Source organism: Desulfosporosinus sp. BICA1-9 (genome assembly GCF_000802135.1).
In genome coordinates, this window is the sequence record NZ_JUEE01000106.1 from 1 (window position 1) to 16196 (window position 16196).

14 protein-coding genes and 2 pseudogenes are annotated in these 16196 nt (G+C 41.4%); 14 read left to right on the forward strand and 2 right to left on the reverse strand.

Annotation, left to right across the window (positions count from 1 at the left end; translation table 11 throughout):
* From JL57_RS13510 to JL57_RS13550, 9 genes and pseudogenes are all read left to right on the forward strand, one after another.
* Positions 1-335: Druantia anti-phage system protein DruA (locus tag JL57_RS13510; protein WP_034141928.1), on the forward strand; the 335-nt coding region annotated here is incomplete at its 5' end.
* A gap of 364 nt (positions 336-699) precedes the next feature.
* A pseudogene (locus tag JL57_RS13515) lies at positions 700-1173 on the forward strand (S26 family signal peptidase); the annotation flags it as partial.
* 241 nt (positions 1174-1414) lie between these two features.
* A complete protein-coding gene (locus JL57_RS13520) occupies positions 1415-1981 on the forward strand; it encodes a DUF1847 domain-containing protein (RefSeq protein WP_034142573.1) in 567 nt (188 codons plus the stop codon).
* A gap of 118 nt (positions 1982-2099) precedes the next feature.
* Positions 2100-3842, forward strand: coding sequence for a sigma-54-dependent Fis family transcriptional regulator (locus JL57_RS13525; RefSeq protein ID WP_034142574.1), 1743 nt, complete (start codon positions 2100-2102; stop codon positions 3840-3842).
* 96 nt (positions 3843-3938) lie between these two features.
* Positions 3939-6098 carry an ATP-dependent RecD-like DNA helicase gene (locus JL57_RS13530; protein WP_034142575.1) on the forward strand — a complete coding sequence of 720 codons (2160 nt, stop codon included), beginning with the start codon at positions 3939-3941 and terminating at the stop codon, positions 6096-6098.
* 13 nt (positions 6099-6111) lie between these two features.
* Positions 6112-6324, forward strand: coding sequence for a hypothetical protein (locus tag JL57_RS13535; protein WP_034142576.1), 213 nt, complete (start codon positions 6112-6114; stop codon positions 6322-6324).
* 422 nt (positions 6325-6746) lie between these two features.
* Positions 6747-7277, forward strand: a complete 531-nt coding sequence (locus JL57_RS13540) for a DUF3231 family protein (protein ID WP_291300070.1) — start codon at positions 6747-6749, stop codon at positions 7275-7277.
* Between the two features lie 26 nt (positions 7278-7303).
* On the forward strand, positions 7304-7822 hold the full coding sequence (locus JL57_RS13545; RefSeq protein WP_034142578.1) for a DUF3231 family protein: 519 nt from the start codon (positions 7304-7306) through the stop codon (positions 7820-7822).
* A gap of 26 nt (positions 7823-7848) precedes the next feature.
* Positions 7849-9141: an iron-containing alcohol dehydrogenase gene (locus JL57_RS13550; RefSeq protein WP_034142579.1), complete on the forward strand. Its 1293-nt coding sequence runs from the start codon at positions 7849-7851 to the stop codon at positions 9139-9141.
* A 481-nt stretch (positions 9142-9622) separates the two neighbouring features.
* Here the strand turns inward: JL57_RS13550 and JL57_RS13555 are convergent, their stop codons facing one another.
* Complete coding sequence (locus JL57_RS13555; protein ID WP_034142580.1) at positions 9623-10144, reverse strand: hypothetical protein; 522 nt, start codon at positions 10142-10144, stop codon at positions 9623-9625.
* Between the two features lie 900 nt (positions 10145-11044).
* Between JL57_RS13555 and JL57_RS13560 the strand changes: the two genes are divergently transcribed.
* From JL57_RS13560 to JL57_RS36405, 3 genes are all read left to right on the forward strand, one after another.
* Entirely contained in the window at positions 11045-11755 is a 711-nt protein-coding gene (locus JL57_RS13560) for a hypothetical protein (protein WP_034142581.1), read from the forward strand.
* A gap of 278 nt (positions 11756-12033) precedes the next feature.
* On the forward strand, positions 12034-12234 hold the full coding sequence (locus JL57_RS13565) for a hypothetical protein (RefSeq protein WP_291300071.1): 201 nt from the start codon (positions 12034-12036) through the stop codon (positions 12232-12234).
* Between the two features lie 107 nt (positions 12235-12341).
* On the forward strand, positions 12342-12653 hold the full coding sequence (locus tag JL57_RS36405; RefSeq protein WP_366557022.1) for a DUF3368 domain-containing protein: 312 nt from the start codon (positions 12342-12344) through the stop codon (positions 12651-12653).
* On the opposite strand, the pseudogene JL57_RS34385 reads toward JL57_RS36405, so the two are convergent.
* A pseudogene (locus JL57_RS34385) lies at positions 12536-12874 on the reverse strand (nitroreductase family protein); the annotation flags it as partial. The gene JL57_RS36405 and the pseudogene JL57_RS34385 sit on opposite strands and share 118 nt — an antisense overlap.
* Positions 12875-13115: 241 nt before the next feature.
* Here JL57_RS34385 and JL57_RS13570 point away from each other — a divergent pair.
* Both JL57_RS13570 and JL57_RS13575 read left to right on the forward strand, forming a co-directional pair.
* Entirely contained in the window at positions 13116-14468 is a 1353-nt protein-coding gene (locus tag JL57_RS13570; protein WP_034142582.1) for an APC family permease, read from the forward strand.
* Positions 14469-14839: 371 nt separating this feature from the next.
* Positions 14840-16195 carry an MmgE/PrpD family protein gene (locus JL57_RS13575; RefSeq protein ID WP_034142583.1) on the forward strand — a complete coding sequence of 452 codons (1356 nt, stop codon included), beginning with the start codon at positions 14840-14842 and terminating at the stop codon, positions 16193-16195.
* Position 16196: the final 1 nt, after the last annotated feature.

The window sequence follows — 16196 nt, forward strand, 5'->3', positions numbered from 1 at the left end:
AACGTCTCAACGGGATCGTTAATAATACGCGGTTTCTGATCTTGCCCTGGGTTCAAGTTAAGAACCTAGCCTCAAAAGTGTTAGCACTTTGTGTTAGACAATTACCCCAAGATTGGCAAACCATCTACTCATATAAGCCGGTTCTGATCGAAACGTTCGTTGAGAAGGATCGCTTTCATGGGACCTGTTACAAGGCGGCGAATTGGAGTTATATTGGCGATACCCAAGGCCGGGGAAAACGGGACCGAACTTACGAGTATGCAGTTCCTATTAAAGCTATCTATATTTATCCCCTCAACAAAAACTTTCGAGATATTTTAACCCGACCGGATTAATTCCGGTCTTCATTTATTAGGGTTTTAACTTGTTGATGGAGGGTTTACTGAACACTTACAATAATTCTTAAATAACCTTAATTATCTAATGTATTGTTGAGGTGATATATCCATCATGGTACTCGTGCCTTGTTTGTCATTTTCAATGCCTGGTACTCTGATTTTTTACATATCCTTAGGACATAATATCAGGAAAGGAAGTCACTGAATGAGCTATGCTCGATTCTCCTAGAAAAAGAAGGTTGAAGCAATGACACAAACAAAGTATACAATGGTATTGATCGGCAGCAAGGTTAAGAAGGGATGGCGCGGCAGAATCGTTGATACGGTGACCACCACATTCCTGATTGTTTTCATCTGTGCCGCCCTGGTGATCAATCTATTTATTATATTGATCAATGCTTCCACACCTGGTCAAGAGGTCACCATACGCGGGGTAATCCCCTTTGTGTTTAGCTCCAGTACCATGGAACCGGAGATTATGGTTAACGATCTGGCCTATTTTCGGAAAATCGATGTCCAGTACCCCATCGAGGAAAGACAAATCATTCTTTTTGAAGAGAATAATGTCCTCTATGTAGAACGGGTCATTGCAAAATCAGGAACCCAATTGACCGTGGATATTGACAATTATCCCCCTATGTCTCAGATCGGGGCTATGGAGAAAATAGTGACACGACAGGCCGTACACGGCGTATACAGCGGCAGGAACCGCTGGCTGGGAGCGCTGATTCTTTTTGCCAATACCATTGTGGGCAGACTGCTTTTTTTGTTGGTTCCGGCTGTTCTGCTGTTTTATCAGGGACAAATCTATAAGTTTTTTAAAAAAATACAATAAGAAAATTTATAGTCTACCATTGGCAGCTGCCAGACGATGTGTGGTCAAGCTCCCATCGTTCCTATAATGTTATATTGTCGTCCAATCTCCCTCTGTTTCACTAATTAACAATATGACCTAAATATTGCTCATGAAGGACACATAAAGTAAGCTAGTGGTAAGTTAACAGAAAATAATGAATATTACTCAGACTGAATTAAAGATTGAAAACATCGTTGTTTCAAATTAAGGAGGGGTAGTCATGGACTGTGCGAACTGCAAGCTTGACAATGTGTGTTATCAGGGCAAGAGTTGCTACGATCAAGGGTACCAACAGCCTGAATATCTGGAAGAGGAAAACAGGCGGATGTTAGCCACAGCTAGTCGTATAGAGGCAGACTATTATATGAAGATTACCCGTATACAGGAATTGATTAAATTTAGTGAAGCGATGGGTTATCAAAAGCTGGGAATCGGCTTCTGTGTCGGTCTGAGCAAAGAGGTCAAAGAAATTTCTGCCATTTTGGGCAAGCATTTTAAAGTTCATTCGGTATGCTGTAAAGTATGTGGAGTTGATAAAAAGGAATATGAAATACCTAATGTTAAGCCGGAGCGTTACGAAGCAGCCTGTAACCCTGTCGGTCAGGTTAAGTATCTAAATAAGCTAGGCACGCAGCTTAACATTATTGTCGGGCTTTGTATTGGACATGATATCCTTTTTACAAAATATTCTGAAGCACCGGTGACAACCCTGGTTGTTAAAGATAGAGTACTTGCTCATAATCCCCTGGGGGCTATCTACTCCAATTATTGGCGTCGACAATTATAAGACGCACGTCTCGGAATGATCAAGGCCTATATTCTAGGGGCGTTGCAGGGTATAGCATCATGAATGTCGAATATTGGAGATATTATACATACGAGGATCTTGGAGAGGACTTCAATTTATGAGCAAAATTCTTGTGACGTCTGCATACCCAGAATTGACGGTTTTAGTAGAAGAACTTGCCAAACAGTTAAAAATTGAGCTCAACGTGATCGAGGCAGTGCTGGAAGAGGCTGTAGCCGAAGTGGGACATTACCTGGAAACGTCGAATCCAGAAGTGATTGTGAGTAGAGGAGCTACGGCGGAACTTTTGCGACAAAACGTTTCATTGCCAATCGTGACTCTGGCACCAAGTGAGTTTGATATTTTTCAAGCCTTGGCGAAAGCACTGACTGTCAGCCGACAGATCGGATATTTGAACCATCCCAGCTTGAATGATCAGGGGTTTTTGTCTCAGGTCCGTTCTATGCTTGGACAAGAGATAAAGTATTATCCGTATCGGACAATGAATGAATTATCCCTCCAGATGGAAAAAGCGCATCATGATGGTTGTGAAGTTGTGGTGGGCGGCGGTCACTGGGGTTTACGCTTGGCAAACGCCTTTGGGATGGTCGGTATACTGATCTATTCCAGCCGTAGTACAGTCGCCGGAGCCTTGGTCCAGGCGAAGGAACTCGCTGAATTTAGGCAAGTCAAGAAAAGGGAAGAGGAACACCAGCGCAAGGCAAGTGCAGCTAAGGGTTTGGTCGCGCATTTTTCCTTTCGTGACTTGGTCGGGTCAGCCTTGAAAGATACGATTGCCAAAGCGAAGAGATTTAGCCAAGTGGAGGCTACTGTTCTAATTTGGGGAGAAAGTGGGACAGGCAAAGAATTATTCGCTCAAAGCATTCATGCAGATGGTCCGAGGAGAAACGGTCCCTTTGTCCCCCTAAATTGTGTTGCCGTACCGGAGAGTTTGTTGGAAAGTGAATTGTTTGGCTACCATGAGGGAGCCTTTACAGGTGCCAAAAAGGGAGGGAAAATTGGACTTTTTGAACTCGCTAATGGGGGCACCTTGTTCTTGGATGAAATCGGTAAGATGTCACTCAACCTCCAAGCAGGGTTACTCAGAGTGTTGCAGACTAAAGAGGTGCGTCGCCTCGGTGGAGATAGAGTAATCCCTGTGGACGTCCGGATCATTGCTGCCAGCAATGAGGATTTGCAGGCAGCGGTTGACGCGGGTCAGTTTCGTTCCGACCTCTATTATCGTCTTAACGTATTGAACTTATATCTACCCTCGTTGCGTCAGCGCCAGCAAGACATTGCGGATCTAATTGAGTCTATACTGGAAAAGTTAGCTGTTAAGCTTGGCTATCGTCCAGTTCTAGCCAAGGAATTTGCCCAGGCAATTAAAGACTATCATTGGCCAGGAAATGTGCGTCAATTAGAAAATGTTCTGGAACGATATGCGGTGTTGGTAGGTGAAGGGGAACCACTGGAACGATCTGAACTATTAATTTCCTTTCCGGAACTGCGTGATTTACTTGACGGTTCAGAACCAGTAAATGGGATTCCTGAATCCACTATTAAGCCATCGGATTTGGCGATTTGTTCATTAACGAATTCGCCTTCTAAACCTATAAACGATGTTTTCGAGTCAAAGATGATTTGCCAAAGGTCGTCAATTAGTACATGTGAAAATGAGCAAATCCAGGATCTGGTGGTCGGGGAGGATATAATCATACGGTTAGGGACTTTGGAAGACATGGAGCTGCAGTTGATTGATGCTGTTATGCACCGTTGCCGGGGAAATAAAAGCAGTGCAGTGAGTCTATTAAAAATTAGTCGAACTACATTATGGAAGAAATTATCCTTGAAATCGTAACACGACCATCAATATTTACATCATATAAGCTGCGGAGCCATTTCCACTGGTATAACTTTCTTTAGTATAATTGATAGATGATTGGTAGGGCTTAAAATGGAATACATAAGCGGAGTTGTTGAGAGAATTACCTTCGAAAATGAAGATAATGGTTTCAGTGTTATAAAAATAAAATCCAAGGGTTATGCTGACCTCGTAACTGTAGTGGGAAGCCTAGCTGCTGTGAATGTTGGATCAATCATTCGGCTTAAGGGCGAATGGAAGATGGACAGCAAGTTTGGGAAGCAGTTTGCTGCACTGGATTATCGTGAAACTCTTCCGGCAACGGTTGCAGGTATTCAAAAATACTTGGGAAGCGGCCTCATAAAAGGCATCGGACCGGTGTATGCCAAGAGAATTGTTCAACATTTCCAAGAAGACACCTTGAGGGTGTTGGAGGAGGAAGCAGACTATTTAGTCAAAGTTGCGGGCATAGGGCAAAAGCGAGTGGACATGATTAAAAAAGCATGGCAAGAGCAGAAGGAAATTAAGAATGTCATGCTATTCTTACAAAGCAATGGAGTATCTACTGCTTTTGCAGTTAAAATATATAAGACTTACGGAAATGATAGTATTGAAATTGTAAAAACTAATCCCTATAGACTGGCGGATGACATCTGGGGGATCGGCTTTAAAACTGCAGATAAAATTGCCTTACAGATGGGCTTCAATAAGAACTCCTTTGAACGCTGTCGCTCGGGGATTGTCTATGTACTTAACGAACTTTCCAATGACGGACATTGTTATGGCACAAGGGAACAGCTTTTGGAAGAAGCAGAGAAGATCCTAGAACTTGAGAAATCACTGGTTGATTCAACTCTTGCTAGGATGATCGAGGAAAAGACTGTCATTCTCGATGAAGGAGATTCCATCTTTTTACTACCCTTCTATCACAGCGAATTGGGTATAGCGAAGAGAATGAAGGCTATTCTAGCTGTAGATACTCTCTACTCAATGACAAATGTGGATAGTATTGTAGAAACGATACAAAAGGAGTATGACATTAGCTACGACGAGGTGCAAAAGGATGCGGTAAAGACAGCAGCGGCTTCAAAATTCATGGTGCTTACAGGTGGACCTGGAACGGGTAAAACAACCACAACTCTGGCTATTATCAAGGTATTTCAATTACTGGGAGCACGAGTATTACTTGCAGCACCAACAGGGAGAGCGGCTAAAAGAATGTCTGAGACCACAGGGTTAGAGTCGAAAACGATTCACCGGTTACTAGAGTACAAGCCACCTGAAGGTTACAAGAAGAATGCTGAATACCCTTTGGAGTGTGATGTTCTGATTATCGATGAGACGTCGATGGTTGATACCATCCTGATGTACAACCTTCTGAAAGCGGTATCCAATGAAACCGTGGTCATACTTGTTGGTGATGTTGATCAGTTGCCATCGGTAGGCGCTGGAAATGTACTGAACGACATAATTGACTCGGGGATCGTCAACGTCGTTAAGCTCACAAGAATATTTCGACAGGCTCAAGGAAGTGCCATTATCACCAATGCTCATAAAATTAATAAGGGAGACTTTCCTGAACTGAAGGGTAACAGTGATTTCTTTTTTATTGAAGAAGATGAGCCGACCAAGGTTGCCCAAACGATTAAAGAGCTTTGCACTAAGAGGCTCCCCTCTTTCTACAATGTTGACTCTATCAACGACATTCAGGTTCTGTGCCCAATGCAACGGGGAGAAACAGGAGCGGCAAACCTCAATGCGGTTTTGCAGGAGGCACTGAATTCCTCAACTACTTCTATTAAATATGGTGGCACGGTCTACAGACTTGGTGATAAGATCATGCAGATTAAAAACAACTATGATAAGAACGTTTTTAACGGAGATATCGGAAGTATCTCTAAAATTGACACAGAGGAACGAACTCTTGCCTTAAACTTTGATGGGAACGTGGTAGATTACGATGCTACAGAGCTAGATGAAGTCGTTTTGGCTTATGCCACCACAATCCATAAGAGCCAAGGAAGTGAATATATGATCGTAGTGGCACCTTTAACGATGCAGCACTACGTGATGCTTCAAAGAAATCTTCTCTACACTTGTGTTACTAGGGCTAAGAAGGTTCTTGTTCTAGTAGGTACGAAGAAGGCCGTTGCTATGGCAGTTCGAAATAATAAGACGTCAAAGAGGAATACCCGTTTAGCGGAGAGACTACGGGCCGATAATAACAAACGAGGAATACAAAAGCATATCTGAAGATCTGGAGGAAGTGCGAAAGAAAAGGTTGGAGCTTGATAAGGTAATCGAATCGAAGGATGGGTTGAAACAAAGGTTTGACGAAATCCTAGAGACACTAAATAGCAGGGACTCGCTGCTTGAAGAGTTTGATGAAGAAATATTTAATACGTTGGTTGAGAAGATAGACATTCTCACACCAACGCATTTTATTTTTGAGTATGAAATAGGCGGATTAGCAAAGTAACCCGCCCCTTCCCGAACCGTACGAGCGGTAGAGTAGGCACCCAGCGAGTTGCTATCCGAAAATAGTACTTTTCCAAATGCCCCTCTCAGAACGGAGCGTGCAAGTTTCCTGTGCACTCCGCTCGCCAGTGATTCACTATCAGCCGACATTAGCATAACGGCACCTTTCGATTGCCTCTGTCGCCGATGATATCTAATACTTTTTCGGCCTTCTGCATTCCGCATACCTCCAAGCGATTGATATCGTAACCACCTGTCTTCCTTCTCCTGATCTCCCGGGTGTTTTGCTATTAATTTTGTAACCTTTAAATTTATCACACGTATAAGTATTTAGTCAACGATAAATTTTGAATCCTTCCTGCGTAAGTTGAGTATATTAGAATAACGTTCAGGAAATTATAAGAAAGCAAGAAACAAAAGGGAGTGATAAAAATAGTAGATTTAATGGATAAATTGCAAAAAGTAACTGATATCGGTAAGTCAGCCAGGGAAAAACAAAAAATTATTAATGTAGTAGAAGTTTTTTATATTTGGGATGTTTTAGTCACCAAGTTGGATGCCTTGGAAACCATCCAGATTTTTGAACATATGATTGAAGATAATGATTTAACAATAATAAAAAACAAGGTCAAAGAAGGCCTTCTCATAGGAATTGATGATATGGAAGCATTAATGCGCGATTACGATTTGCCTTTTCCCATGAGGCCGCCGGCAGACGTAAGTTCGACAGTTCATTTGGAGGCTGTTAGTGACAGGGACATTTTCCAAATGTTCTATGAAGTTATTGCCGCATTTTTTCCTATTCTTGGCATCGGCTTTATGCAAAGTACCACCCCTGACGTCAGAAAAGGCTTAAAAAATCACTTGCTCTTGACTATGGAATTACAGGAAATGCTGGTTGAATACGGTAAATTAAAAGGCTTTTTAAATCAACCGCCTGTCTATCGTCCATAAAATTAAAAAAAATTGAGGTTGATATCATGAAGATATTAAAGTACATTGGAAAAATCTCTGAAATGGGCAAGTCTCTCAGGGATAAACAAAGAACCATAAATGTAAGCGAGGTTTACCATCTCTGGAATCATTTGATGCAGAGATATAACGTCATATATGTTACCAATCTTTTAAACAGCTTCGTTAAAGATGATGATTTAAAGTTAGTCCTTAATTCTGGCAACAAGACTCTTACTAAGCATATCAAGTTATTAGAAAAAGAGCTTTTGAACTATGGCATTCCTTTATCTCTCAGGCCACCAAAACAAACCCAAAAGACGGTAAATTCCGAGCTGATATCGGACAGGCAGATTTACAGACGGATACTAAGAGGCATTCAGGCCTTTTTACCGGTTCATACCATGGCCTTTATTCACAGTACTTCGCCGAAACTCAGGGATTTGTTCATGTCTTTTATGGTTGAAGAAATGAAGATATATGATGAGTATCTCGAATACGGTAAAATCAAGGATTATTTAATTAGACCACCTGTCTACAGGCCTTAGTTGAAAATAAAGGAGGATTAGTTTTCATGCAAAAACCAACCTATTTTTATATGCCCAGCATTAACCTCATGGGAACAGGATGCCTGAATAATTTTGGCCAAGAATTACATGCCAAAGGATACAAAAAAGCACTCATTGTTACCGATAAAAACTTGGTCAATTTAGGTCATGTGGGAAAAGTAGAACTCATTTTGAAGGATGCAGGTATAACCTACAGCATTTTTGACGGAGTAGAACATCCCAACCCGACTATTTCATTTGTCGAAAATGGTTTAGACCACCTCAAAAAGGGCAATCTTCTCAGAAAAGATTTTGACTTTATAATCTCGGTAGGCGGGGGCACCAATCATGATTGCGCGCGAAGCATAGCCCTGTTGGCGGCAAACGGAGGCAAAATTGCTGATTATGAGGGATTAAGCAAGGTTCCCAAGGCTATCCTCCCCTGGGTCGCCATAAATACTACTTCCGGCTCCGGCGCAGAAGTGACAATTTTTGATATTATCTCTGATGAATCACGAAAGGTAAAAATGGACATCGTGGACCCGCAGATGCTCGCTACCTTAACGGTCAACGACCCTTCCTTAATGACTACCATGCCTAGGGAAGTAACGATTTCTTCAGGTATTGACGTGTTAGCACATGCCATTGAAGCTTATGTTTCTTTTAAAGCCACGCCCGTTACGGACGCTCTGGCTCTGGGAGCCATTAAACTGGTTTTTAACTATTTAAGAAAAGCCGCTGCCAACGGCAACGACACAGAAGCCAGAGAGAAAATGATGTACGCTGAATTCATGGCCGGAATGTCCTTTAATAACGCCGGGGTAGGATATATTCATGCCATAGCCCATCAAATTGGCGGGTTTTCCAACAGGCATCATGGTTTAATTACTGGAGCATTGATCCCTTATGTCCTTAAATTTAACGCTCCGGCGGTACCCGTTGAACGATTTATGGATATAGCCATAGCCATGGGGGAAGAAGATATTACGGAAGATGACGCAGTGGAAACTGTCCTGGCCGCCATTAATGAACTCAATGCCGAACTAGGAATTCCCTCTGATCTTAGTGAGCTGGGCGCAAAAGAAGAAAATGTCGGCCTCATGGCCGAAAATGCTTCAAAGGATGTAGCCGGCCTGACTAATCCAAGACAGGCTACTCTGGAGGATATGATTCAATTAATCAGAACAAGTATGGAAATGGAATCCGGCCAAAAACCGAAATGGGAACTAGATGAACAATTCTTAAATCCAATTGATGCCATGTTGGCTAACAATGCAGAAAGACTGAGTGCCAATGATTCACATATTAACAGGACTTAGAAATCGATCCTATCAGTATTGATGAATTGTTAACTGCCAGAGATGTTTTAGAACTCTGGCAGTTTTTGTTCTCGGACGCAGATGCTAGAATTTGGGGGTGCTAAATGTCGAAAGTATTCGAAGAATCTACCGGGGCAAAGTCTAGCTAGTATGACAGGTGACTGGTATCCCAGTCATGGATGATGGCTCGCTCAGTCGGATCTGTGCAGCACTCATGGATGCTCATAAAGCCATCATCCTTTTACGAAGTTTTTGATATCCTAAACATTTTTTATATTTTCCCCCACTCCCACAATCACACTTAAGATTTCTTTTAGTTCCTCTCCCCACTTAAACTCCCCATTTCTCAGAATCTGGTTTTATCAACATACCGCGTATTCCCGCCGCATCCCCACAACATCTTGGTTAAGTGTTGAAACAAGCTGTTAGTACTTAAAAGTATGGAGAAGGATGCTCAAACACCTGATATGATTATTACTATTTAAATCCACCGCATGTTTAAATTAACTGTAGGGTGTTCTTCGATACCTTCGTATAATAAATAATTTTTTTGAGATGATCTATGTTTCAAATATTGGGCATAGTGTTGCAACCATAACATATGAAATTCTTTATCAAGTTTGAAATCGATTAATTTATCTTTAAGCTTTGACTCTAGATCATTTTCTTTTAGAAGTTCATAATAAGCACTTAAAGCTTTTTCTTCTAGTGAAACCCCTATTTTGAACGTATTTGCCTGACCGGTTAATTCCATAGATTCTCCGATGATACTGCCTGCAATATCTGCTATAGTAGTTGCGATTTTTGGTATTTCAATATTTTCATCTGTAAATATATGAACAAAAAAATCAGTATGTTCTTTGTCAGTTTGGATAATTTTAGATAAAGCTTTATCGAGTAAGCTATTTTGTGTCGAAGATATTTGAGATGTGTAATAATTTATTTGGAATTTTTCTAATTCATATATCTGTTTTAACTGACCGATTATTTGTTTATTATTCAATTTGAAACGCTCCTTGCTAGAAAAAGTTGCTTAGAATTTAGTTTGCCTTTTTTTATAAGATTTATAATTATTTCTATCTATATTGTGAAAAAAATAGAGTTATCAGGACAAGCATTTTTTAGTAAGACACGTAAATACATTCCTGCGTTGATTTTGACTTAGGAGTGTATTTCTTTTTGATTGGGTCTATTTTGCTAGTAGTACGTCAAGAGTTGCAGGCAGTTCGGGGCAGGAGATGGTGTTATCGGAGCCAAGACAAATATTCCAATAAGAGGTGCTTACTAATGGATCCAGTAGCTGAGGATGCCAGTATTTTTGAAAGTTTGGCATTGAAGTTTCCTTCTACCAGGCAGTATCAAATTAAGATAATTACAATCCCAATTCACGAGGGAATTACGTTTGAATACACCCCCTCGGATTTTGCACCCCCAAAAAAGCTAATGCACCCCCCTTGAAAAAGAGCGGGTGCATAATTTAATTGTATCAATTATTGAGTTATTAGACAAATAAGTACTCAATAATTGATACAATTAAAAGTCCAGTAATACTGGGCTTTTCGGCGTTTTAGGGCAGATTAAGCATCGATTAAAGCGATGCTTTTTGTGTTTTCTGCTCCCTTTTCGTTAAAAGATGCACCCCCATTTGGGCAAAATTCCTACCTTTCGTTAAAAAGTATAGGTATCGTTAAAAGGTTTGGAGAATCGTTAAAAAGTATAAGGCATTTTGGGGTTAGCAAAAAATGATCTCTTAAAATTTGCAGGATTTCTAGGGATAAACAAAGAAATTAGTAAATAATGGTTTACGGCTTTGAAATGTCTATTTATTGAGGTGACCACATGGCGTTATTCAAAGATATTCATGCCTTACTTAGAAAAGGTTCATATTGCGTGACCCCGGCACTTGAGACGGTTTGTCTGCTATGCAAGAAAGCTTGATAAAGGCGGGGTTTCAGGTATTGCTTTTGATTATCTTGCAAGATTTTTTATTGGGCAGGCAGTTGATAAAGAATGTTGGAATTCATTCTTGAATTTGAATGCATTGAAAGGCTTACTCAATCTTGAATTTAGGGTCAATCCTGATGAGTACAGTAAATTAGTAGGACGTTATATCTCATACTTGTCTAACATTATGGAGTTCGTTTATAGCGATGTAGCCAAAAAAATAGACATGCTCATTGATAAAGTGAGTAATCGAATTGAATGGAAGGCTTATGAGGATTTTCTTGAGAAACTATCTAAGTCAAATTATAAGTATGATTTTGATACAAGCAATTTAATCACATATGCTGTGTATTTTGCAAAACTTGAAATGATTTATAGATCTAAAGTCATACCCGAGGATATTAACGAGCTCACAAATCTAGATATGGAACAATTTAATGATTTAGCACAGATGTGCAATACATTTTTTAAGAATTTCTTTGATTCAGGATTGGTAACTCAAAAGAGTGATGTTGTATATAATCCAACATTTGGGAAGGTCGGATATCTTGTTGGCGGAGCCGATGCAGATATCTATATTGATGGCGTATTGTATGATTTTAAATCTACAAAGACTAATGCATATAAATGGCAGGATTTTGGGCAGATCATATCATATTATCTATTTTAAGACCTCGGACCTCGGTGCCTGACACCAACTTATCAACTTATTGTTTAGCTTGTGAAAAGGTGGGGACAGGTGCTCGGGTCAGAAAAGGCCTTCGAAGTTCGCCTTCGGGGTCATATTTCCTCCCATAGGGATAATGGAAGATGAAAGAGATCCCTCTATTGTCATAACTCTCCTTATCGGAACTCAAATAATAAGCACAAATTATACAATATTTACCTGTCTGGGTATAAATGATTTTTAAGTTAGTATATAATTTGATACAAAAGGGAGTGATGCTGATGGCTTTGAAACAATCAAAGGTTCAGGTGAACATACCAAACGATTTTGTGGCAATTGTTAATAGTTTAGGGGTCGGGACTTCGTTGGATGACAGGATCAGACTGTCTCTTGCTATAGGGCTTTTGGCAAGCAAGGCCGCCTCGTTAGCCCAAGCAGCGCAACTTTCAGGGCGGTCACTGTTAGATTTTATGGAGATTTGAAAAGCCGAGGATTGCATTGGGGCGAGTATACGGAAGAGCAGCAATCCCAGGATGATGAGTCTCTTAGAAAGTTACTGGATGAAATGGGAGCTGTAAAATGATTAGGGTTGTTTGCAATTACAGGGAAAATTATTAAGGTCCGCCCATATCTCGACGATTTGGTGCAGAGCGGCTACAGGATATCAAAAAAATTGTATGATAGTACGTTGGAAAGAGCAGGAGAAGATACAAAGGGACAGGCAATTTGTTTCATGGAGAAACAATCTACCTGTCCCTTTGAATGTCGATGGATGTGTGAATGTCAGAAGGTTTCATACCAAACAGTGCTTTCAAGATTCTTGCGTAATGTGATGTGTCGATCTGGAGAAAGTGGTTCAGAATCGGCATACCCAATCGCTAGAATATTTACTGGTTCATAGTTGTCCGGTATATTAAATTCAGTTAGTATTACTTTAGCATCGAAATAACAGATCCAACACGTCCCCAGACCCAATTCTGTCGCCTGCAACATCATATGATCCGTTACAATACTAGCATCAATATCAGCGATATCTTTTCCGTCCTGCGGCCTTTTCCACGAAACACTATGGTCAGCACAGATGATCAGCGCAAGGGGCGCGCCGTAGACCTTAGCACCCTTTCAGACAATAAGATTAGGTTTAAACTTCTCCTCGAATGATTTCTCTAAATACCTTTTACTTAGCTTATTATTGACTCAGGCAGTGTGAAAAATACCATATTAATATAACCTGGTTATGCAAACACAAGGTAGTCATAGCACTTTATAAGTCCTAACTAGTATTTATTTTTAAAGGACATTATGTTACAGTTATAAATGTTTTTATTTTAGCAAAATATATAGCTAGCGAGGAGATTGAATGATGGAAAACGGATTAGAGAAAAAATACGGACTTTTAACTGCTATAGCAATGGTTATTGGCATTGTCATTGGCAGCGGCGTATTTTTCAAAGCGGAGAAGGTTTTAACGGCTACTGGAGGTGATCTTCCACAGGGTATCTTGGCCTGGAGCATTGGCGGAATCATAATGATGGTCTGTGCCTATGTATTCGCAACGATGGCCACCCGATATGAGAAAGTGAATGGTATTGTTGATTATGCTGAAGTTGCTCTAGGCAGTAAGTACGGTTATTTTATTGGTTGGTTCATGGCCGCTATTTATTATCCAACGCTCACCTCTGTACTGGCATGGGTATCTGCTAGATACACTTGTGTGTTGCTGGGATGGGATATTGCGGGTAGTGAAGCAATGGCGATCTCTGGGTTTTTCCTGGTCGGGAGCTTTGCTTTAAACGCGCTTTCACCAAAGCTTGCCGGTAAGTTCCAAGTCTCGACGACGATCATCAAGATTGTCCCTCTTGCTCTAATGGCAGTTGTCGGAATCATCGTCGGACTAAGCAATGGCATCTTAGTAAGTAATTTCACGAGTGGTGCGATTGCTGATGTGACGAGTGCCAACCCGCTTTTCACAGCAGTTGTTGCTACTGCTTTCGCATACGAAGGATGGATTATTGCCACCAGTATCAATGCTGAATTGAAGGATGCTAAGAGAAATCTGCCCTTGGCACTTACTTTTGGAACAATGTTTGTTGCGCTCTTATACATTCTGTACTATGTAGGACTGGCTGGGGCTGTGAGTAACAGCGTGATGATGGAAGGCGGCGAAGCGGGAGCAAAGCTGGCTTTTTCTACGGTATTCTCCAGTCTAGGAGGAACAGTTCTGTTCGTATTTGTTGTAATTTCTTGTTTGGGAACGTTGAATGGTTTGATGATGGGCTGCACCCGTGGTTTCTACTCTTTGGCAGCTAGAGATATGGGCCCTAATCCAAAGGTATTTAAAAGCATTGATAAAAACACCAATATGCCAACGAACTCCTCTATCTTAGGTGTACTGCTAAGCGGTATGTGGCTGCTGTACTTCTTCGGTGCAAATCTAACAGCTGTCCCTTGGTTCGGTTCGTTTAGTTTTGATAGTTCTGAACTTCCGATTGTGAGCATCTATGCGATGTATATTCCTATTTTCGTTATGATGATGGTAAAAGAGAAGTCTCTAAACTTCGTTAAACGGTTCCTCATGCCGTCCCTTGCTATCTGTGCCTGTGTCTTCATGGTCGTTGCTGCATTCTATTCCCATGGCAAGGCAGTCTTGTTCTACCTTGTTATTTTCAGCGTGATTATGGCAATTGGTATGCTAATGAATACCAAAAAGAAATAAAATTCCTGACTTAAGGACTATAGCCGTAGCTGGCTATAGTATTGTACAAATCTATGTTTTAAATGAGGAAGGGCAGTATCATCAGGTAGAGGTATTGAAGGAAATAGGGATAGCTCATTCAGAGGTTTTGCAGGGCTTTTGTATGAATCTTGAAGAGTTATTTAAATGATGCCTAAACGTTCTAAATATAAACAAACAGAGGGGATTGAACCGGATATCACGTACAAAAAGTGAACAATTCTTGGATAACGTTCAAATATTAAACAGAAACACCTCTTTATTAGGGGTGTTTCTGTTTTTTTGAGATGGCACAGAATTTGCATATTATATTTCTAAATAATAAGAAAATTCGCGAAAAGAGGGAGAGCAAATTGGGTATTTCTCTGGAACTAGCACGATTTATTAAGCAACTTAACTTTGAATCTTTGCCGGATGAGGTGGTCTTGGCTACAAAGAATGCTTTTCTAGATTGGCTTGGTTCTGCGGCTGCCGGTGCCCAACGAGAGCCAGGACGTATCGTGTTATCGATAGTCGAGGAGCTAGGAGGGAAAGAAGAGGCAACCCTTATCAGCACAGGGGAGAAAACATCTTCCATCCTAGCGGCTATGGTCAATGGGGCAATTTCTCACATTGTGGAGTTAGACGATGTCCATAAGGCCTCGATTATTCATGCAGGAGCGCCTATCATTCCAGCGGCTCTAGCAGCAGTCGAGAAAATTGGAGCGGGTGGTCGTGAACTGATTGAGGGGATCGTTGCTGGCTATGAGGTGGCTATTCGAATAGGGGAAGCAGTTACCCCTGCTCACTACTATTACTGGCATACTACAGCTACAGTGGGTACCTTTGGAGCTGCGGCAGCAGCAGGCAAGATATTAGGACTAAGCGAGGAACAATTGGTCCATACCTTAGGGACTGCAGGTACCCAGGCGGCAGGTTTATGGGAGTTTTTGGCGGATGGTGCTATGAGCAAACATCTTCACCCGGGTAAAGCAGCTCTGAATGGCCTTTTGGCAGCGCTGCTAGCTCGGCAAGGTTTTACTGGGGCAAGTCGGATTCTTGAAGGGGAAAAAGGGTTTGTTCGAGCCACAGCCAAGGAGTACGACCTCAGCAAAATAACCAATGGTCTTGGGCAAAGCTATAAAATCGTCGAAAACTGTATTAAAATCCATGCCTCTTGTCGCCATACCCACCATGCTATTGACCTGGTTTTGGATCTGGTGAAAAAGCATGGCTTAACACCGGCACAAATTGCTAAGATCATCGTTAGGACTTATCCTATAGCCCTTGATCTAACCGGTAATTACCAGCCAGATACGTTATACGCCGCCAAATTCAGTTTACCATTCTGTGTCGCCCTTGCTGCTAAACAACGAAAAGCGGGCTTAAGAGATTTTAACGAACTTACCTTAGTCGACCCGTCGATTCGGACTCTGATGAGTCGTGTCGAGCTGATCGCTGATCAGGAGGTCACAGCACTTTATCCCGCTAAGTGGCCAGCGATCGTTGAAATTACAGACTTGGCTGGACAGATTTACACTCAGCGCACAGATTACCCTGCCGGTGATCCGGAGAATCCCATCAGCCAAGCCGAATTAGAGCATAAATTCCGAGAACTGGCAAGTTCACACTTCGGAGTCCCACGAGTTGAAATGTTGGTGGCTGCAATCCGTCAATTAGAAGATATCACCAACCTCTCCGGCTTATTAGGCAAAGGAAAGGAGGATTAAG